We start from the raw sequence: 17,950 nt of genomic DNA, 5'->3' as shown, positions 1-17,950 counted from the left end.
GGCGGAGCGCAGCGGAGACCGGGTGGGGGCGGCAGGGCAGGGCCGCACGATGTATCGCCGGCCGTTCCCACCCCGTCGCTTCGCGACGCCCCTCCCCCGAGGGGGGAGGGAGAGGTACCGTGCCGATCTAGATCTCCGCCCCCGTCGTCCGCATGATCTCCGCGCGCAGCTCGGGCAGGCCCGCGCCCTTCTCGGCCGAGGTCACCGCCACCGCCGGGAAGGCGGCCGGGCGTTTGGAGATGGCCTTCAGCGTCGCGGCCTGGACCGTGTCGCGCTCGTGGGCCTTGATCTTGTCGGCCTTGGTCAGGACGATCTGATAGCTGACGGCGGCCAGGTCCAGGGCGTCGAGCGCCTCGGCGTCGACCGACTTCAGCCCGTGGCGCGCGTCGATCAGCAGATAGACACGCTTCAGGGTGACGCGGCCGCGCAGATAGTCCCGGCCCAGGTTCTGGAACTGGCGCACGGTCGATTTCGACGCCTTGGCCCAGCCGTAGCCGGGCAGGTCGACCAGCCGCAGCTTGCCGTCCAGGTCGAAGAAATTGACCTCGCGCGTCCGCCCCGGCTCGTTGGAGGCGCGGGCCAGCTTGTGCATGCCGACCAGGCCGTTGATCAGGCTGGACTTGCCGACGTTGGAGCGGCCGGCGAAGGCGATCTCCGGCAGGTCCGGCTCGGGCAGCTGCTCGATCTTGGCGGCCCCCATGACGAAGGTCGCGGGCCGGGCGAACAGCACCCGCGCGGCCTCGATCTCCTCGTCGGAATAGTCGGAGGCGGAGATCGAGTGGGGTTCGGTCAAGCCGGGCTCTTCTTCATCTTGCCGAAGAAGTCGTCGATCGGGTTCTCGGCGCCCAGGCGGTGCATGATCACATACTGCTGGGCGATCGACAGGACGTTGTTCCACGCCCAGTAGACCAGCAGCCCGGCAGGGAAGACCGCCATGATGAAGGTGAAGATCACGGGCATCAGGGCGAAGATCTTGCGCTGGATCGGATCGGGCACCGGCGGGTTCATCGCCGTCTGCAGCCACATGGTGAAGCCGTAGAAGATGGCCAGCACGCTGAGGCCCAGGGTGAAGCCCCCTGTGGCCCCGGCGCTGTGCGACAGCAGGCCGCCGATCAGGGGCGTGCTGGCGGGATCCCAGGGGATCAGGCCGAACAGGTTCCAGATGTTGGTCGGGTCCGGGGCCGACAGGTCTCGGATCCAGCCGAAGAAGGGCGCGTGCCGCATCTCGATGGTGACGTAGAGCACCTTGTACAGGGCATAGAAGACCGGGATCTGGACCAGGATCGGCAGGCAGCCGGCCAGGGGATTGATCTTCTCCTTCTGGTACAGCTCCATCGTGGCCTTCTGCTGGGCCGGCGGGTCGTCCTTGTGCTGCTCCTTGATCTTCTCCATCAGCGGCTGGAGTTTCCGCATCTTGGACATGCTCTCATAGCTCTTGTTGGCCAGCGGGAACATGATCAGCTTGATGGTCAGGGTCAGCAGCAGGATGGCGACGCCGAAATTGCCGACCAGCCCCTGGAAGAAATGCACCAGCAGAAAGATCGGCCGGGTCAGGAAGAACAGGAAGCCCCAGTCGATCGCATAGATGAAGCGCGGCAGGTCGAGCGCCGCCTCATAGTCGGCCAGGATCTCGTTGCGCTTGGCCCCGGCGAACAGGTGCTGGACCTCGGTGACCTGGCGACCCGGCTGGATGGTCCGCGCGGCCCCCAGCATGCGGGCCTCGTGGATGTCGTAGGTGGCGGCGTCGGTGACGCGGAACTCGGCCTGGATGGCCTCGTCCTGCGGCGGGATCAGCGCCGCCATCCAGTATTTGTCGGTGATGCCCAGCCAGCCGCCGGTGGATTCGAACGCCTGGCGCGGCTCCTTGGCCCAAGCACCGTATTTCAGCTGGGTGGTGGAATAGCCGTCGCCCTTGGAGAAGGTGCCGATGCCGCCTTCGTGCAGGATCTGGGTCTTGCCGAGCGCCGGCGGCACGCCCTGGCGCTCGACCCGGCCATAGGGGGCGATGGTGATGGCGGCCGTCCCCAGGTTGGCGACCGTGTCGGTGACGGTGAACAGATACTGGGCGTCGACCGACAGCACGCGGGTGAAGCGCAGGCCCTGGCCGTTGTCCCAGGTCAGGGTGACCGGGGTGGACGGGGTCAGGGTCGATCCGGCGGTCAGCTGCCAGACGGTGTTGGGGCCGGGAACGCCGCCGGGGACGTTCGGTCCGGTCCAGCCGAACTGGGCGAAATAGGCGTGCTCCATGCCCTGCGGCCGGAACAGTTCCTCATACGGCGAGGTCGGGTCGACCGTCTGGCGATAGGTCTTCAGGAACAGGTCGTCGATGCGTCCGCCCTGCAGCGACAGCGAGCCCTGCAGCGTCGGGGTCGAGACCGGGATCCGCGCGACGTTGCCCAGGGCTTGCGTCCGGTCGGTGACGAAGGTGACCGGGCCTCGAGCGGCCCCGGAGGCCGGGACGCCGTCCACCGTCGCGCCGGCGGCGGCCGGGGTCTGTTCGGCCGCGGCCTGCTGCATGGCCCGCCGCTGCTCGGCCTGGGGCCCCATCACGAAGATCTGGTACAGGATCAGGATGACCGCCGTGCACACGGCGAAGATCACCATGTTGCGCGTATTTTCGTTCTTCATGCGGTCAGGGGTCCTGAGGGGGCGTGTCGGTAGCAGTCGGGTCGGGCGTGTTCGGGCCGTCCGCGGGCTTGCCCGGCTTGCCGGGGCCGGGGGTGGTCGCCAGCCTTGTAAGCGCCGATTTCACATCGTCAAGCAAACGGTCCCACGGGCGGTCCGCCGTGCCCTGCCGGGCGATCAGCACATAGTCGCTGCCCGCCAGCCCATACAGGGGCACCATGGCCCGCGCGGCCTCTCTCAGGCGACGCTTGCAGCGGTTGCGCGCCACCGCTCCGCCGACCTTGCGCGTGGCGGTGAAGCCCACGCCGATGGCCGGATCGTCGTCGTGCCGCTCGAGCCGCTGAACGACCACCGCCCCCCGCGCCAGGGACGCGCCCTTGGCGGCCGCCAGGAACTGGGGCCGCTTGGTCAGGCGCTGGATTTTGGGTAGATTTTCCATCCTGCCACCCTGGACCCTCTCCCAGAGGGAGAGGGCTTGAGCGCACGACGGCGATGCCGTCGTTCTTGCGCGAAAGGGTGAGGGGTTACAGTGCCGGCCGGCGAGGGCAACACCCCTCACCCTTTCGGCTAGCGCATCGCTGCGCTCTGCGAGCCTCAAGCCCTCTCCCGCAGGGAGAGGGCAAGCTGACAACTTAGGCCGTCAGCTTCTTGCGGCCCTTGGCGCGGCGCCGCGCAACGATCTTCTGTCCGTTCTTGGTGGCCATCCGCGAACGGAAGCCGTGACGGCGCTTGCGCACGAGTCGCGACGGCTGATAGGTCCGCTTCACGGTCGGCTCCAGGGGTTATGTGTGATGCGCAAGGACAAAAGCGTCCTTCGCAGGAAGGGCGGGCGTATAAGGGGGTCAGCTGCGGCTGTCAACGCCGGGGGAGCTCTCCGCCGACGGCTGGAGCGTTGAAATGACGATGGATCGCATCAAGAAATTCCTGCCCCTGGTGGTCCTGGCCGGCGTCATCGCCCTGATCTTCGGCATGGGCTGGAACCGCTACCTGTCTCTGGCGACCCTGCGCGACCACGGACTGGAGCTGCGCGTCTTCACGGCGCAGAACTACGCCCTGGCCCTGCTGGCCCTGATGGCGGTGTTCACGGTCCTGACCGCCAGCGTCGTGCCCGGCGTCTTCTTCGTCACGATCACGGCCGGCTATCTGTTCGGTCCCTGGGTCGGGGGCGTGGCCACGTCGATCGCCGCCACCGCCGGGGCCCTGATCGTCTATGCCGTGGCCCGCTCGGCCCTGGGGGCCGATCTGCGGCGCAAGGCCGAGCGCGATCAGGGCATGCTGAAGAGGGTCTGCGCCGCCATCGACCGCGACACCTTCTGGTACGTGCTGGCCTCCCGCCTCGCCGTCGTGGTGCCGTTCCACATGATCAATGTCGCCGCCGGCGTCATGTCGGTGCGCCTGTTGCCCTATACGGCCGCGACCCTGATCGGGCTGCTGCCGGCCCACATCATCTATTGCTGGATCGGAGCCCGGCTCAGCACCCTGCTGGCCACCGACCCGAACCCCGACTTCCAGGCCCTGTTCGGCCAGTTCTGGGCCCCCATGGCCGGTGTCTTCGTCCTGGCCGTGGTGCTGCCGCTGGGGCTGAAGGCGATGCAGCGGCGTCGCCCCGGAGCCTCGCCGCGATGACGGCGCCGACGGACCGGACGCCGCAGGCCCTCGACCGGGTCCGCGCGGGCGTTCGCCTGCCGGAGGACTGGCGCGAGCGTGTCAGGCCCCAGGCCCCGGACGGCCTGTCGTCCCGCCTGTTCCTGCTGACGGTGCTGTTCACCCTGGTGGTGGGGGCCCTGATCCTGGGGCCCAATGCCGCCTCCTTCCACGAGCGCTGGCTGCTGGACCGGCTTCAGGCGGCCGAGCTGGCCTCCGTCGGGGTCGAGGCCCTGCCCTACAATGCGGTCGACGACGCGACGGCCGACCAGCTGTTGCGCATCGGCGGCGTGTCGGCCGTGGCCATCAGTGACCAGGGGGTCATGCGCCAGCTGCTGCGCGCGCCCAACCTGCCGCGCACGCCCGACTTCATCGATCTGCGGCGCAAGAACAGCGGGGCTCGTCTGGTGGACCCGATCCGCACCCTGTTCGCCCCCGAGGACCGCTCGATCCGCGTCCGCGCCGCGCCCCGCTACCGCTCCGGCGACTTCATCGACGTGGTCGCCCCGGCCGAGCCGCTGAAGCAGGAACTCCAGGCCTTCCTGCTGAACAGCCTGCTGGTGTCGCTGCTGATCTCGGCCGTGGCGGGCGGCCTGCTCTATGCGGGTCTGGCCGTCCTGGTGCTGCGGCCGCTGCGCCGGGTGACCCGCTCGATCGAGGGGTTCGCCGCCGACCCCCAGGCCCCGGGGCCCGTCCCCTCCGACCGGCACGACGAGATCGGTCGGGTGGAGCGCGAACTGGCGCGGATGCAGGAGGAGGTCCGGCTGTCGCTGCGGTCCCGCTCGCGCCTGGTGGCCCTGGGCGAGGCGGTGGCGAAGATCAATCACGACCTGCGCAACATGCTGACCTCGGCCCAGATCGCCTCGGACCGTCTGGCCGATTCCGCCGATCCCCAGGTGGCCAAGGCCCTGCCGCGGCTGGAGCGGGCCCTGGGGCGGGCGGCCGCCCTGACCCGCAACGTCCTGGACTATGGCAAGTCCGAGGAGCCGGAGCCGGTGCTCGACCGTATCGCCCTGGCCCCCGCCGTCACGGCCGCCGCCGAGGACGCCGGACTGGAACCGGCCGGGGTCCGACTGGTCAAGGTCATCCCGACCGGCTTCATCGTCCAGGCCGACGGCGACCAGCTGCACCGCATCCTCGTCAATCTGATGCGCAATGCCCGCCAGGCCATCGAAGGCGACACCACCCGCATCGGCCGTCCCGAGGGCGCGGCCCGGGGCTCGGTGCGGGTCGAGGCCGAGGCGGACGGCGCGGGCTGTATCATCCGGGTCGTCGACGACGGCCCCGGCATTCCCCCGCGCCTGTCCGAACGCCTGTTCGAACCCTTCGTCAGCGGGGCGGGTGCCGACGGGACCGGTCTGGGCCTGACCATCTCGCGCGAACTGGCCGCCGCCCACGGTGGCGAGCTCAGGCTCGTCGAAACCGGCCCGACCGGCACGACGTTCGCGCTGCGGCTGCCGGGCTAGCTCTATTCCGTCCGGGCCACGCCCTCGCGCCGGTCATCCGCGCCGCCGTCCCAGTGGTCGCCGCGCCAGATCCCGCCGTGCAGGCCCGAGATCTCCGACGCATTCGGTGCCAGGAGGATGCCGTTGGCCTCCAGGCCCGCCTCCAGGGTCGGCCCGAACCGCGCCGTATCCGCCCCGAACCTCGATCCGCTGGCCACCAGATTGGGCAGGTCGAAGGCGGCCTGGACCGGCAGGTCCCAGACCAGGGTGCCGATCAGCCCCTTGGCCACATAGGCCAGGATCGCCGATCCGCCCGGCGAGCCCAGCGCCCCGACCAGCCGACCCTGCCGGTCCAGCAGGATGACCGGAGCCATGGACGAGCGCGGCCGCTTGCCCGCCGCCACGGCATTGGCCACCGGCCGACCCTCGGCCGTCGTCGGGGCGAAGGAAAAGTCGGTCAGCTGGTTGTTCAGGAAATAGCCGTTGGCCATCCGGCCCGAGCCGAACACGCTCTCCACCGTCGTGGTCATGGAGACGGCGTTGCCGCGGGCGTCGACCACGACGAAGTGCGAGGTGCCCGCCGGCTCCCGCGTCGCATCGGGCGCGCGGAAGACGCCGCCGGGGGGCGTGCCGGCCTCGGCCGCCCCGGTCAGGCCGGGGGCCAGGGCCGCGCGCCCGGCCACATAGTCGGGGTCCAGCAGGCCGGCCACCGGCACCCCGACGAAGGCCGGGTCGCCGACATAGCGGTCCCGGTCGGCGTACATCAGCCGCTGCAGCTGGGCGAACATCGTCCAGGCCTCGGGGCTGGCTGCGCCCCCGGCCAGGGCGGCGGCGGCTCCCGGCGTCTCGGCCATGGCCAGAAGCTGCAGCAGGGCCACGCCGCTGGACGGCGGCGGCGGGATGCAGACGACATACACGCGGAACGGCCGGCACAGGGCCTCGCGCGCGATCGGGCGATAGGCGGCCAGGTCGGCGGTCGTCAGTCCGCCCGGGCGCGGCCCCGCCCCGGTCGTCTCGACGATGGCCTCGGCCAAGGGCCCCGAATACAGCGCCCCGGCCCCCTCGCGCGCCAGGGTCGCCACCGTCTGCGCATAGGCGGGGTTGCGCAGGGTGTCGCCCGCGACATACCGCGTCCCGTCCGGCTTGGTGAAATAGGCCTCGGCCCAGGGCGTCCGGCCCTGGCCGCCGGGCAGGGCGATCATGCCGGCCAGACGCGGGCTGACCACGAACCCGTCCCGGGCCAGCCGTTCGGCTGCGCCGAACAGATCGGACCAGGCCAGGACGCCGTGGTCCTTCTGCGCCAGGCCCAGCATCGCCACCGCCCCGGGCACCCCGGTCGAGCGGCCGCTCAGCACCGCGTCCCGGAAGGGCAGGGGGCGGCCGTTCTCGTAGAACAGCTCGGGCGTCGCGGCGGCCGGGGCCACCTCGCGCCCGTCATAGGCGGTGACCGCGCCGGTGTCGGCGTCGAACACCATCAGGAAGGCCCCGCCGCCCAGCCCCGACGACTGGGGCTCGACCAGGCCCAGCACCGCCTGGATCGCCACCGCCGCATCCACCGCCGACCCGCCGCGCCGCAGGACCTCCAGCCCCGCCTCGACCGCCAGCGGATTGGCGGCGGCCACGAACGGGCCGCGCGCGGGGGCTGAGGGGGCCGCCGTTGCCGCTTGGGCCGGCTGGCCGACGCCCGGGCCGGTCGTCGCCGGCAGGGTCTGGCACCCCGCCAGGGCCGAGGCCATCAGGGCGGCGAACAGGGGGCGGAACGGCGAACGCGGCATGGAAACCCTTGGGCGGACTGACGTGCGGGGAGGCGCACCGTCCGACCTAAGCCCCCCCGCCGCCCCCGCCAAGACCCGGCCCCCGTTCGTGACTTTCACTTTGCTGGAAATCCGGGTTGCGCCGCCCCGATCCACCCGCTAGATACCCGCCCTCGCCGTAAAGGCCTGTGCGCGCCCGTAGCTCAGCTGGATAGAGCATCAGACTACGAATCTGAGGGTCGGACGTTCGAATCGTTCCGGGCGCGCCATTTTCTCCAGTAAAATCAGTAAGGTAGACCGCCCCACTTTGGGGGGGTTTTCTGCTGTTTGGTGGTTGGGGCACATATGGGGCACGCCATGAGCCGCTCATTTCCGCTGCTCAAAAAAGTTGAGAGCGGTCTGCCCACGCCGTCTCACGTGGTTTCACCGCACGCCTGCCGGTTCTGCATCCTCGTGACGGTTGTAGGAGAGCGAACGGGCTGAAACTCTGCCGGTCCGCCGCCGTTGTCCCGAGATACCAGAGTGACGCCCGCATGACCCCGACCCACTCGCCCATCCATCCCCTCGCGGCGGCGCAGTCGGCATGACCGTGGCCTCCGACGCCGGCGCGGACCCTGTTCAGATCATCGCCTGTCCGAACGACGGCGCCCTCAACCGCGTGCCCGCCACGCGGCTCGGCCGGGCCCCCAAATGCGGCAAGTGCGGCCAGAGCCTGTTCCAGGCCAAGGCGGTGGCGCTTACGGCCGAGACCTTCGATCGCCATGCGCTAACAGCGGACATTCCTATCGTCGTCGACTTCTGGGCGGCTTGGTGCGGTCCGTGCCGGACCATGTCGCCGAACTTCGAGGCGGCGGCGGCTGCGCTAGAACCTCGCGTCAGGCTGGCCAAGCTCGACACCGAGGCCCAGCCGCCATCGCTGCCCGCTACGGCATCCGGGGCATCCCGTGCCTGATCCTGATCCACAAGGGACGGGAGATCGCGCGGTCCTCCGGCGTCATGCCCACCGCCCCCATCGTGGCCTGGGTCGAGCAACATCTGACGTCGATATCAACATAGACGCTGCGTCCGATCTCGGCGTCAGCCAACGTGCCCTGCCACGCCGAAGAGATCTCGCATCGACCATCGGGGCTAACCCGGAGGCCAGGGGCCGACGGCGAGGACGAGCGTCACCAGATCAGCCTGCCCCGAGCGGTCTCGTGGTATTCTGACTCGGGATCAACGGGGCGACGAGAACGCCCAGCCCTTCGTCGGTTCGGTCACGGTGGTCGGTTTCCTGGCCGCCTTCCTACTCCTGCAGCTCCACTGAACGTCGGGGCGACGCTGGTTGCGAGCCGCTTCCCTGTTCCGGTCGCCGATCGCTCATACGCCGCCTTGATTGACGGAACACCCAATCCAGAAGACGAACCCGCAAATCGCGACGGCGATGACGACCTCGATCATTCGCAAGGCCGCGGCGGCGTCTACGACGCTGCCCTTCGCCTTCCGCCTCCGTCGGCGACGATGGGAAAGCCGAGCGCCGCCGCCACCGCCTTCTGCCGGACCTGGCTGATCACCCGGGTATGTCGCGGCGAGGGATTGTCTCGGATGTTCAAGGGCAGGACGAGACCGGATTGCAGGAGCCGATGCTCCAGCAGCCAAGGTTCGGCCGCCGTCGTCTAGGCGACGAAGGCGTTGTCCGACATCCAGCGATCGAGCGCCTGTTCGCCGGGGTGGGTGAAGGTCAGGCGACGGCCGGACCCGACACGACGCAAGGGGTAGCCGGTCTCCTCCGCGAGGAGGCAACCGAGGGTCTTGCGCAGGGTCGAGCCCTCCGCGTTGCCGGCATAGTGGGCCTGCAGTCTCTGCCTCAGGGTCGATCTCGAGGGCCCGGGACCATTGGCCGGCGGTTGCTTCGGCGAGATGCCGACATAGAGCAGCGTCAGACCCTCGACACTGTGACAGCCGTCGGCATCGACCCCGGGCGGAACGTCGCGGAAGTACCAGCCGTAAAGCCCCGCGACCGCGGGAACGGGCGACGGCCGCGCAAGCGCGTCGGCGCGCGACAGAAGGTGAGCCGCCCGGATGACATGAGGAAAGGGCGCGTCCGCCCCGGTCATCGGATCGCGATCGCCTTTAGGAAGGCGTCGATCTGGCCGAAAGCGTCGGTCTGCCATTCCTCCTCGTCCCGACCGTCGAGGATGCCCTGTTCGGCAGCGAAACGCCGGACGGAGACGGGCCCCGTGTAGTCGCGGTCCCTGAACTTGCCGGCGATGCCGGCGAAACCCTCCATCGCCGTGTCGATCTTCAGCAGGGGCTGGCAGTCCCGGACCAGGGCCTCCAGCCCGTCCGGGTAGTTCCGGATGCTGTACCAGACATCGTAGGCGTCCTTGTCTTTCAGCCGCCCGACGAGGGCGAACCCCTTCATGACGAGGAAGGCCGGGATGGTGGCCACGGACAGCTCGACTTCGTTGCGTCCGCCTTCAGGCATCTCGGCCTCGACGGCGATCAGGTCGTTGAACCGCAAGGCCATGTCCGCGCCGCTGGCCGGGATGACTGCGAAGTCAGGGATCAGCGGCGGGCGGTTCCTTTTGATCTTCGCGTGCTTGGGCATCAGGAAATCGACGACGATCTTGATCGCCGGCTCGCCGTTTTCACCGGGAACCTCGCGGGTCAGCTGGAAGACTTCGCCGTCTGCGGGCTGGCGATAGTCGGCCGCCATAAGGGTGTCCACGAGACCCTTGTACTGGCCGTCGGCCAGGGCTTCGGCGTCCAGCGCCAGGTCGATGTCGATGGATCCGATATGGACCGTGTCGGCGTTGGGAATCTGCAGCCACGGCACATTGCCGCCTATGATGGCGAACTTGCCCCTGTAGTCGCCCAGCACCTGGCCGAGCTCGACCAGCACCCGTTTGACGGCCTCGGTGGTTCGGGGCCCATAGGGGTGCGGATTGGGCCGGGGACCAGCCGGCTTCACCATGGCAGTCGCTCGGCACGAAGATGGTCCGCCGCCTCCCGGTCCCGTTCGCCGCCCCGGTAGAGGTCGAGGTAGGTCTGAACCAGACTGGTCGCCCTGAGCCCGCTGCCCACATCAACCGCATCCATCAACGGTCCGTCGTCCTCCAGGACCGTGATCCAGACATTGGGGCCCTTGGGCGCCGGTACGAGCGCCAGAGCCGTCGCCAGGGTCTCGGCGCCGCCGCGGTCGGCATAGAGCTCGACCGAACCGGCCACGAGCCACGGCGCATGCCAGTTCGCCGCCGAGCGGCCCGCCAGGGCGGCGTGCGGGCCCGCGGTCCTGACGGCCGCTTCAACCGCCTTCTCGAGCGGGCCGCCGTGGAGCGTCGTGTAGTAGCCTCGCCGGGTTCCCGCCGGGGCATTGTCCGAACGCCAGGCGTCGAGGAGCTGGTCCGGATTGCGGACGACGACGCCGTCCGGAGTCTCCTCAATCCAGTCCCGCTCCAGCAGGGCGGTCTTGAGCTTGTGGACCTGGCCGATGCTGACCTGTGTCGCCTCGGCGATCTCGCTCAGGCGTCGGGGTTCCTGGCCGGGCCTGAGCAGGTAGCGCAGGATCCGGGCGGATTTCGGCTTGAACAGGGATTTGAGATCGCGCTTCTCGGCGGCCGGCGTCTCGGCCACCTCGCGGTTGATGTAGAGGCCGGGCAGCACGAGCCGGGCGTTGCCGAACAGGTCGCAGTAGTTGACCTCGAAGTCCCGACACATCTCCCGCACCTGTGGCGACAGATAGGGGGCGACGAAGACCAGGGCCGGGTTCCAGTTTCCGTGTTTCGCGGCCTGGCGCGACTGATAGCTGATCAGCTGGTCGATGGCGTGACGCGCGGTTCGCGGCGACCCCGAGGTTTTCACCTCGGCGAGAAGAATATGGCTTGAGCCCCCAACGTCGAAGTCGATCCTGAAGTCCACCCCGCGATCGGGCATGTTGGCTTCGCGAACCACGTCGCCCACGGTCAGGGCCGGCACGTCATTCAACAGGCTGACGACCGCTGCAACCGCCTCGACTTCCAGTTCTACCGAATCATACAGTTTCACCATCCGGTGAAAATGCCTATTGCAGTGAACCATGTCAAATGGTTTTCACTGAATTTGACAGTTTCACCGAGCGGTGAAAGTGTTTCGCGCAAGATCACGATTGATCTTACTGACTTGCAGCCCCCTTCAGCAGGCTTGACCGCCAGCCCGGGGTTTCGCGCGAAACCCGCGTGAGCGGAAGGTATCTCAAGTACGGCCAAGGTCCTGCATCGGCTGGCGTCCACCGACGATCTGGGCGAAGCCGCGCGCATCCATAGAGAGCGCAATGTCCTTGCCGAGCTTCGGCGGCGCGGAGCCGAGGCCGAGACGGCCATAGTGCTCGCGACCGTCGACGCCACGCACCACCACGAACGGGGAGCCGCCCAGCTCATCGTGAAACCCGGATGCGACGACACGCCCGCGTATCGGGGCCTTGCCCAACTGGTCGACCGAGTGCGCGCCTTCAAGCCGCCGCTGGTTGAGCGTCCGGATCACGTCCCTGGAGAGCCGAAGACGTCTCAGCTTCGGCTCCATATCCGGGTCGAGCCGGTACCGCCGCCCGACCGGCGTGGCCAGGCCGATGCGTTCGAGATGGCGCAGGCGCCCCCGGGTCAAGGCCATCCACGCGTCGGTACCGCCGACCCCGTCGGCCACGCTCCCATCCGCGTCGACGGCCGCCATCAGCCGACGGTCGAAGGCGGTGAACCTGTCGGCCTCGGTCTCCTTCCAGATCCGACGTTCCGCGTCCTGGCGGCTCAGATCGCCTAGCCGTTCCTGGGCGACCTCCTGGGCCCGGGCCCGGAACCCATAGCCGATATAGTCCCGCGGAATGACCAGGTCCCGGCCGTCCGCGCGCCGTCCGCGGACCAGCACGTGCGCGTGCGGCTGGTCGGTGTCGAAATGACAGACCGCGATCCAGTTCAGGGTGGGTTCGCCCAGGTCCTCTCCGACCCGCCCCATGACCTCACGGGTGTAGCCTTTGAGGTCGGCGATCCGGTCGCCGTGCTCCGGACTGATGATGAAGCGGAAATGGTGCCGGTCCTTGGCCCAGCCGTCGGTGGCCGCAGCACCGTCAACCGTGTCGCGCGCTGCGCCGAAGAACTCCGCCTGGGCGCCGTCCTCCCCCGCGCCGACGCGCCCCAGATAGGATACGTGAGCGGCGAGCGCCGCGCCTCTGGCGAACCCCTTGCCCATGTGGCGGGACACCAGGGCCTTGACCATGACGCGCTGACGAACGTCCAGTCGGAAGGGGCGGCCGGAGCGGTTCTGGGCAGCCCGGAGGCATCCGGAACGGTCTCCGTACGCGAACAGCCGGGACGCCGCGAGACGCTGGAACATAGCCACCCGAACGCTGGTGTTGTCGGACTTCAGACGGGTGGGAAGTCTGATCTTGAGGGTTGATACATCGCCTGACGCGCACTGCATCAGACGGGCCTCGATGGCAGTTCGAACCTGCATGGTCGGTCTCCGACAGAACCTCGAGCCCGGATTGGCGCCGCAACTCGAGCCAAGTCGTCGCCGCGGCCGGGATACCTCGCAACTCTCTGCCGGGGCTGGGAAAAGCAGAAGGCCAAACCCCCTCTTTTATCTTGCCCTAAGCCCCTCTTTTGACGATTCCGCACCACCGCCGACAACAACAACCAATCCCTGTCAACGCGGATCAATACCCTGTCGACGCCGCTGCACGCGTCCCCCTCCGGTCATGGACAGCTCCGGACAACAAACAAAAACCCGCCCGGCCGAAGCCGAGCGGGTCGTTGATCTCAGGTTCAATCTGTCAGGCGGCTCGAGCCTTGATGGAGACGTGCCGCAGCCCGGACTCCATCGCCTTCTGTCCGAGGTTGAGCGCCGGCCCAAACGGCCGTTGGTCCTGCCTCGCCCGATCCACCGAATGGACCAGGGTCAGGCAGACCTCCGGCTCGAGCGCGATGAGTTCGTCGTTCGCCCGGAAGGGGGCGGCCTTGCCGTGGGCGTCGAAGTCCGCGCGGGCGAGGATCAGCTTCACCCCCTTCTGCTGGGCCCATTTGATCGCCAATTTCTCGGATCCCTTCGCCCCGGTCGTCGCCAGTGCCATGTCGGGCCATTCCTGCTTCGCCCAGTTCAGGGCGTCGAAGATCCGGCCCGCATCCTCCGCGCTGTCGGCCGTCGGCGCGCCCCGGAAGGCGATCACCGGACCACCCGGATCCGCGTCCCCCGACTTCCGGCTGCGGATCGCGCGGATGGCTTGTTTGGCTTCCAGCTGCGCCGCCGTCAGATAGGTGCCGCGCCGCGAGCCCCGCCAGGCCGTCCAGACCTCACCGGTCGCGACCGTCCAGGTTTCGGATGCTGCATCCCGGATGAGTTCGCAGGCCTGGGTCGCGGCGTCCCCCGCCCTGGCCTTCGCCGTGGCCTCCTGAAGTTCGACGTCCGCCGCTTCCGATCCATCGAAGTCGCGGTCGAGCGATCGCATGGTATCGCGCGCCCGGTCGGCATCTCGTTCGATCCGTCCGGCCGCCGAGTGGAAGGCGCCGATCAGGGCTTCTCCCAGGATGGTCTGAAAGTCCTCCAGTGCGGTGTCGGCGATGACGTCGATCAGCTCGGTCATGAGCGCGCGCCCGAGCTGGATCAGGGCGTCCTCGGTCGGGAGCGAACCATCGTCTTCCAGAGAGGCGGACAGGTTGGCCAAGGCGGAGGAAGCAGTGTTGAAGCGGGTCATTGGAACATTCCTTGAGAATGTCGGGCGCCCCATGCGCAACGACCCCGGTCTTGGCCATATCGGGGTCCCCGGCAGTCACCGGAGCGGAGGGCCGCTTGCCCTCCGTGGAGGGGAACGGCGCAGCCGTTGACTTCCGGGGTGATATGACAAGATCGGAGGGCGTTGTGTGGGGGCAAGTCCTCGCCCTCTTCCGGGCGAGGACCCCATTCGGCGCCGTTGCGCCGATACGGACGACGAACCGCCGAGCTTCGGTTCAGTCGTCGTCGGCGTGCCGACGGCGCGGACCATCCGCCAACACGCGGTGGCGCCGCAGGCAGCCATCACTCCGGTTCACAGCAGCATGCCGTCCGAGCCGGGTGGATCGCCCGGAGCGCATTTCGTCAGGAAGCGCAGAAGCCCGACGGCGACCATCTGTCCCCATCCGGGATGACGAATGGCGCGCCTGCGGGAGCCAGGATCAGCACCAGATTTCGGCGTCCCTGGGGCGCGGCCTGAAGGTGGGGACCGCCAGAGATGACGTAGGTTCCACCCGCTGCGATGACGGCTTCGTCCGAAGGGGTCTCCATGCACTGCTCGCCTTCGACGACGTAGAACGCTTCCGGACCGGGATGAGAGTGGACGCGCGTTCGCATGCCCGGGGGAAAGATCGCTACCGCGAAATGGGCGGTCACCGGACCCGCCGGCACCGTCAGCGGGCCAATCACGGCGCGCTTCTGCGCGGCTGCGCCCACACGCTCTTGCGGACCGCCCAGGACGTAGAGCCAGGTCCTTGAGTGGGCCTGGGCAACCGCCGCCCACCGGTGGTTCCAAGCCTCGACCTGGGCGTCATCCAGGGTGGCTGTCTCGTAGACGTGCCAGTAGAGCGTCGCCGGTGCGCCGATCAGATCGAACTCACTCGTCTGGTAGCAGCCTGCTGTTTCCCTGTCGGTCGGGACGGGTGCCGAACACAGCCCGGGGACAGGAGGAACATCCGCCTGAAGCAGGATGGTGGCGGCAAACATGGTACCAGAACCATCGATCATCTCCGTCCAATGCAACCGTCATGCGGAGTTTGAGACGGACGGAGCCGAACAACAACCCGGGCCTAAGCCGTCAGCCGGCCTGGCTGGACGCGATCAGGAAGACGGAGGCGGGCTCCAGCCGCTCGGCCTCCAACCGCTGAGGAACGCTTCCACCGCGACCTGGACGGGTCCGCTGACGTCGCGTTTGCCGGCTTCCATAGCGAGAATGCGCGCCTCGAGCTTGTCCGGAGCGCCGGTCAGCCTGAGCGCCCGACCCAGGGTCAGCGGGTCCCATCCCAGCACCTGCCGGGCGACTTTCAATTCGGCGGCGGGAGTCGCCATGAGATCCTCGTGTGGCCAAAGGCCGGAAAGGCGGACGACGCGACGGGCGCCCGGACAAGACAAACGGCGGCCTCACACAGGCCGCCGTTGACGAAAGAGTCGTCGAGAAATGAAGCGTTGGCAAGGCGACTGTCGGTCACCCGAGCTGCGCCAGACGGTCGAGGTCTGCCGGCGTTTCTCGACGGGGTCGATAAGCGATCGCCGCATGGTCCGCGCAATAGGCGCCGCGCGCGACGCGCCGCCCGCACACGGCGAAATCCAGGGCGCGCGGATCCCCCAAAGGCCAGCGGCAGTCGGCGCGGCCCACGGACTGCAGGGTCGCCGGGCCGGGCTCCGGGGAAGACGCCGATGCCGTAACCGGGGCCCCGGACGCTGGCAAGCGCAGGCGCGGCGCCGGCGCAGGTTGGACCTTGGCCAGCGACGCCACGCCGGCCTGACGTCCCGTGGACAGGCCGAGACGACGCACCTTGCCGAGGACGGCGTTTCGAGTGATGCCGTGGGCAAGGTGGCGGGCGATCGCATCGGCGCTCTGGCCCGCGAGCCAGAGAGTCTTCAGGCGACCCACACGATCATCGGTCCAGGCGGAGGCTTTCATGGGAAACTCCCCGTTCAACGAGCCCGATCGGCTCGCCCCGCGTCCGTCCTTCCTTTGCCTCCGGCCATGGAAAAACGGCCCGGCGCTTGCGCGCCAGGCCGCTCGTGGTCGTTCGGTTCGATCAGAACGGAATGTCGTCGTTCAGGTCGTAGCCGCTCGCCGGCTCCTGGACGTGTCGGCTCGCCACAGTCTCCGCGTCCTGGTCCCGGTCGCGCCGGTTCTTCAGCCGAATGTCGCCCACGATCAGACGCAGGTCATAGTGTTCGACCCCGTCCTTGCCGGTCCAGGTGTCGTTCTCGACGTGACCCTGGATGACCACCCGGCTGCCTTTCCTGGCGAACGGCTCAATGTATTTTTCGGCCGTCGCCTCGTTGAAACACAGGCAGTTGAAGCCGGTCGTGCGTTCGCCCGGCGTGCCGTCCGCCTTGCGGAACCGGGTCGTCTCCAGCACCCGGAAACTCGCCCGCTTCCTGCCCGAGCCCTGGGCGGCGAGGATGGACGGGTCGGCGGCCAGATAGCCTTCGATGATGAGGGTTTGCATGTCAGTCTCCTGAAAATAAGTTGAGGGTGGTCGAGATCAGGCGCCGACGCGGGCGTCGGCGTCGGCGTCGGCGTCGGCGCGAGCCGCGCCTCGGTCCTCGGCCCAATCGAGAACGGTCAGCCGGTTGATCACCAGCTCCTTGGCCGTCCGCTCCGCACCGCCCTTGGCCGCATAGGCCGTGTCGATGAAGGCCCCGATGACGACCGCTTCGCAGCCCTGGGCCAGGCCGCGCGCGATGACTTTTTCGTTGAGGCCTTTCGACCAGCTGACGCAGTTGACTCCGACGAGCCGGTCCTTTCCGGCGCTGTCGACGCCGCGCTTTTCGAGAAGCCGGAACACCGCCTTGCCGAAGTCCGGGCTGATCTGGGGGTCGGCCGCCAGCCGGCCGGTGAACATCATGGATTGCATGTCAGGCTCCTGTTGATCCGAAGCCGCCGGGGAGCCGATCTCCCTGATGCGTCTTCGCCCCCAACCTCCCTTCCTCCCGGCTTTGGGACCGGGCGCTTTCGCCCGGTCACCCGTTCTGGAGCCCGATGTCGCCTTTGACCGTCTTTCGCGCGATGGTGGGGCATGTGCGTTCTGACTTTCGCGTGGGCGATCCATCCGGACTGGCTGCTCGTCGCGGCAGGCAATCGGGACGAACTCCACGCTCGACCGTCCGCGCCCCTGGCGCGCTGGACCGACGGCTCCGGGGTCATCGGCGGCCGGGATCTGCAGTCGGGCGGCATGTGGCTGGGGGTCTCCGAGACCCACGCCCGCTTCGCGGTCGTCACGAACATCACCGGACAGGGACCGCCGGACCCCACCCGCCTCAGCCGCGGCGAACTGGTCCACGGAGCCTTGGTGCATCGAACGCCCTTCGCGGCGCACGATGCCGACCGGTACAATCCGTTCAACCTCGTCGTCGTCGCCGGGGACGATGCGCGCGAGCGGACCAATCGACCGGCGCCGCTTGAGCGACGCCTTGCGCCCGGGTGGCACGCGCTTTCCAACGGTCTGCTCGACGCGCCCTGGGACCGGAAGGAGCGGCTGACGACGGCCGCCCAGACCTGGCTGGCACAGGCCCCGACGAATCCGGAGGGTCTGTTCGCGCGGCTGGACGATCGGGAGGACGGGCGCACGCCCGATGCGTCCCCGATCTTTCTTCGCAATGACCTCTACGGCACCCGATGCAGCACGGTGGTCGCCATCGATCGCTCGGGCGCCGGGCGAATCTGGGAACGGCGCTTCGATGCGGCGGGCGCCGTCACCGGAGAGACGGAGATCGCCTTCCCCTGGCGGATCTGACGACGCCCGCGGGCGC

General features: G+C 68.7%; 18 protein-coding genes, 1 tRNA gene and 1 pseudogene. 5 read left to right on the top strand and 15 right to left on the bottom strand.

From position 1 onward, the window contains the following. Positions 1 to 127 precede the first annotated feature (127 nt). From yihA to rpmH, 4 genes are all read right to left on the bottom strand, one after another. Complete coding sequence (gene yihA / locus BZG35_RS17225; RefSeq protein WP_077357571.1) at positions 128 to 793, bottom strand: ribosome biogenesis GTP-binding protein YihA/YsxC; 666 nt, start codon at positions 791 to 793, stop codon at positions 128 to 130. Continuing rightward, positions 790 to 2,628, bottom strand: a complete 1,839-nt coding sequence (gene yidC, locus BZG35_RS17220; protein WP_077357569.1) for a membrane protein insertase YidC — start codon at positions 2,626 to 2,628, stop codon at positions 790 to 792. The genes yihA and yidC overlap by 4 nt, the downstream gene beginning before the upstream one ends. 4 nt (positions 2,629 to 2,632) lie before the next feature. Next, entirely contained in the window at positions 2,633 to 3,064 is a 432-nt protein-coding gene (gene rnpA / locus BZG35_RS17215; protein WP_077357567.1) for a ribonuclease P protein component, read from the bottom strand. 193 nt (positions 3,065 to 3,257) lie between these two features. Beyond that, positions 3,258 to 3,392 (bottom strand): 50S ribosomal protein L34, encoded by a 135-nt coding sequence (gene rpmH, locus BZG35_RS17210; RefSeq protein ID WP_013268133.1) that lies wholly within the window; start codon positions 3,390 to 3,392, stop codon positions 3,258 to 3,260. 130 nt (positions 3,393 to 3,522) lie between these two features. On the opposite strand from rpmH, the gene BZG35_RS17205 reads away from it, so the two are divergent. Continuing rightward, complete coding sequence (locus tag BZG35_RS17205; protein WP_253189218.1) at positions 3,523 to 4,251, top strand: TVP38/TMEM64 family protein; 729 nt, start codon at positions 3,523 to 3,525, stop codon at positions 4,249 to 4,251. Continuing rightward, the gene (locus tag BZG35_RS17200; RefSeq protein ID WP_077357565.1) at positions 4,248 to 5,735 is read left to right on the top strand and encodes a sensor histidine kinase; all 1,488 of its coding nucleotides are present in this window, start codon (positions 4,248 to 4,250) and stop codon (positions 5,733 to 5,735) included. The genes BZG35_RS17205 and BZG35_RS17200 overlap by 4 nt, the downstream gene beginning before the upstream one ends. 2 nt (positions 5,736 to 5,737) lie before the next feature. Here the strand turns inward: BZG35_RS17200 and BZG35_RS17195 are convergent, their stop codons facing one another. Further along, positions 5,738 to 7,489 carry a gamma-glutamyltransferase family protein gene (locus BZG35_RS17195; RefSeq protein ID WP_077357563.1) on the bottom strand — a complete coding sequence of 584 codons (1,752 nt, stop codon included), beginning with the start codon at positions 7,487 to 7,489 and terminating at the stop codon, positions 5,738 to 5,740. A gap of 171 nt (positions 7,490 to 7,660) precedes the next feature. Here BZG35_RS17195 and BZG35_RS17190 point away from each other — a divergent pair. After that, positions 7,661 to 7,737, top strand: a tRNA-Arg gene (locus tag BZG35_RS17190). Between the two features lie 314 nt (positions 7,738 to 8,051). Then, a pseudogene (gene trxC / locus BZG35_RS17185) lies at positions 8,052 to 8,524 on the top strand (thioredoxin TrxC). A 599-nt stretch (positions 8,525 to 9,123) separates the two neighbouring features. Here trxC and BZG35_RS17180 read toward each other — a convergent pair. The 10 genes from BZG35_RS17180 to BZG35_RS17135 all read right to left on the bottom strand — a co-directional run bounded on the left by BZG35_RS17180 (position 9,124) and on the right by BZG35_RS17135 (position 17,055). Next, positions 9,124 to 9,564 (bottom strand): GIY-YIG nuclease family protein, encoded by a 441-nt coding sequence (locus BZG35_RS17180; RefSeq protein ID WP_216351871.1) that lies wholly within the window; start codon positions 9,562 to 9,564, stop codon positions 9,124 to 9,126. Then, a complete protein-coding gene (locus tag BZG35_RS17175; protein WP_077357561.1) occupies positions 9,561 to 10,424 on the bottom strand; it encodes a nucleotidyl transferase AbiEii/AbiGii toxin family protein in 864 nt (287 codons plus the stop codon). The genes BZG35_RS17180 and BZG35_RS17175 overlap by 4 nt, the downstream gene beginning before the upstream one ends. Next, positions 10,418 to 11,497, bottom strand: coding sequence for a type IV toxin-antitoxin system AbiEi family antitoxin (locus BZG35_RS17170; protein ID WP_077357559.1), 1,080 nt, complete (start codon positions 11,495 to 11,497; stop codon positions 10,418 to 10,420). The genes BZG35_RS17175 and BZG35_RS17170 overlap by 7 nt, the downstream gene beginning before the upstream one ends. 183 nt (positions 11,498 to 11,680) lie before the next feature. Beyond that, complete coding sequence (locus BZG35_RS17165; protein WP_077357557.1) at positions 11,681 to 12,931, bottom strand: DUF3363 domain-containing protein; 1,251 nt, start codon at positions 12,929 to 12,931, stop codon at positions 11,681 to 11,683. A 319-nt stretch (positions 12,932 to 13,250) separates the two neighbouring features. Continuing rightward, a complete protein-coding gene (locus BZG35_RS17160) occupies positions 13,251 to 14,168 on the bottom strand; it encodes a DUF2493 domain-containing protein (protein WP_077357555.1) in 918 nt (305 codons plus the stop codon). Positions 14,169 to 14,548: 380 nt separating this feature from the next. Then, positions 14,549 to 15,190, bottom strand: coding sequence for a cupin domain-containing protein (locus tag BZG35_RS17155; protein ID WP_150126088.1), 642 nt, complete (start codon positions 15,188 to 15,190; stop codon positions 14,549 to 14,551). A 93-nt stretch (positions 15,191 to 15,283) separates the two neighbouring features. Then, positions 15,284 to 15,511, bottom strand: a complete 228-nt coding sequence (locus BZG35_RS17150; RefSeq protein WP_077357551.1) for a hypothetical protein — start codon at positions 15,509 to 15,511, stop codon at positions 15,284 to 15,286. Between the two features lie 136 nt (positions 15,512 to 15,647). Then, a complete protein-coding gene (locus tag BZG35_RS17145; protein WP_077357549.1) occupies positions 15,648 to 16,106 on the bottom strand; it encodes a GcrA family cell cycle regulator in 459 nt (152 codons plus the stop codon). Between the two features lie 121 nt (positions 16,107 to 16,227). Continuing rightward, positions 16,228 to 16,647 carry a single-stranded DNA-binding protein gene (locus BZG35_RS17140; RefSeq protein ID WP_077357547.1) on the bottom strand — a complete coding sequence of 140 codons (420 nt, stop codon included), beginning with the start codon at positions 16,645 to 16,647 and terminating at the stop codon, positions 16,228 to 16,230. Between the two features lie 36 nt (positions 16,648 to 16,683). Next, positions 16,684 to 17,055, bottom strand: a complete 372-nt coding sequence (locus BZG35_RS17135) for a hypothetical protein (RefSeq protein WP_077357545.1) — start codon at positions 17,053 to 17,055, stop codon at positions 16,684 to 16,686. Between the two features lie 162 nt (positions 17,056 to 17,217). On the opposite strand from BZG35_RS17135, the gene BZG35_RS17130 reads away from it, so the two are divergent. Next, a complete protein-coding gene (locus BZG35_RS17130) occupies positions 17,218 to 17,934 on the top strand; it encodes an NRDE family protein (RefSeq protein ID WP_077357543.1) in 717 nt (238 codons plus the stop codon). The last annotated feature ends 16 nt before the right edge of the window (positions 17,935 to 17,950 follow it).

It is taken from the genome of Brevundimonas sp. LM2, assembly GCF_002002865.1.
Classification (GTDB): domain Bacteria; phylum Pseudomonadota; class Alphaproteobacteria; order Caulobacterales; family Caulobacteraceae; genus Brevundimonas.
The sequence above is the reverse complement of the archived record's forward strand: the minus strand, read 5'-3'. Positions and strand labels throughout refer to the sequence as shown.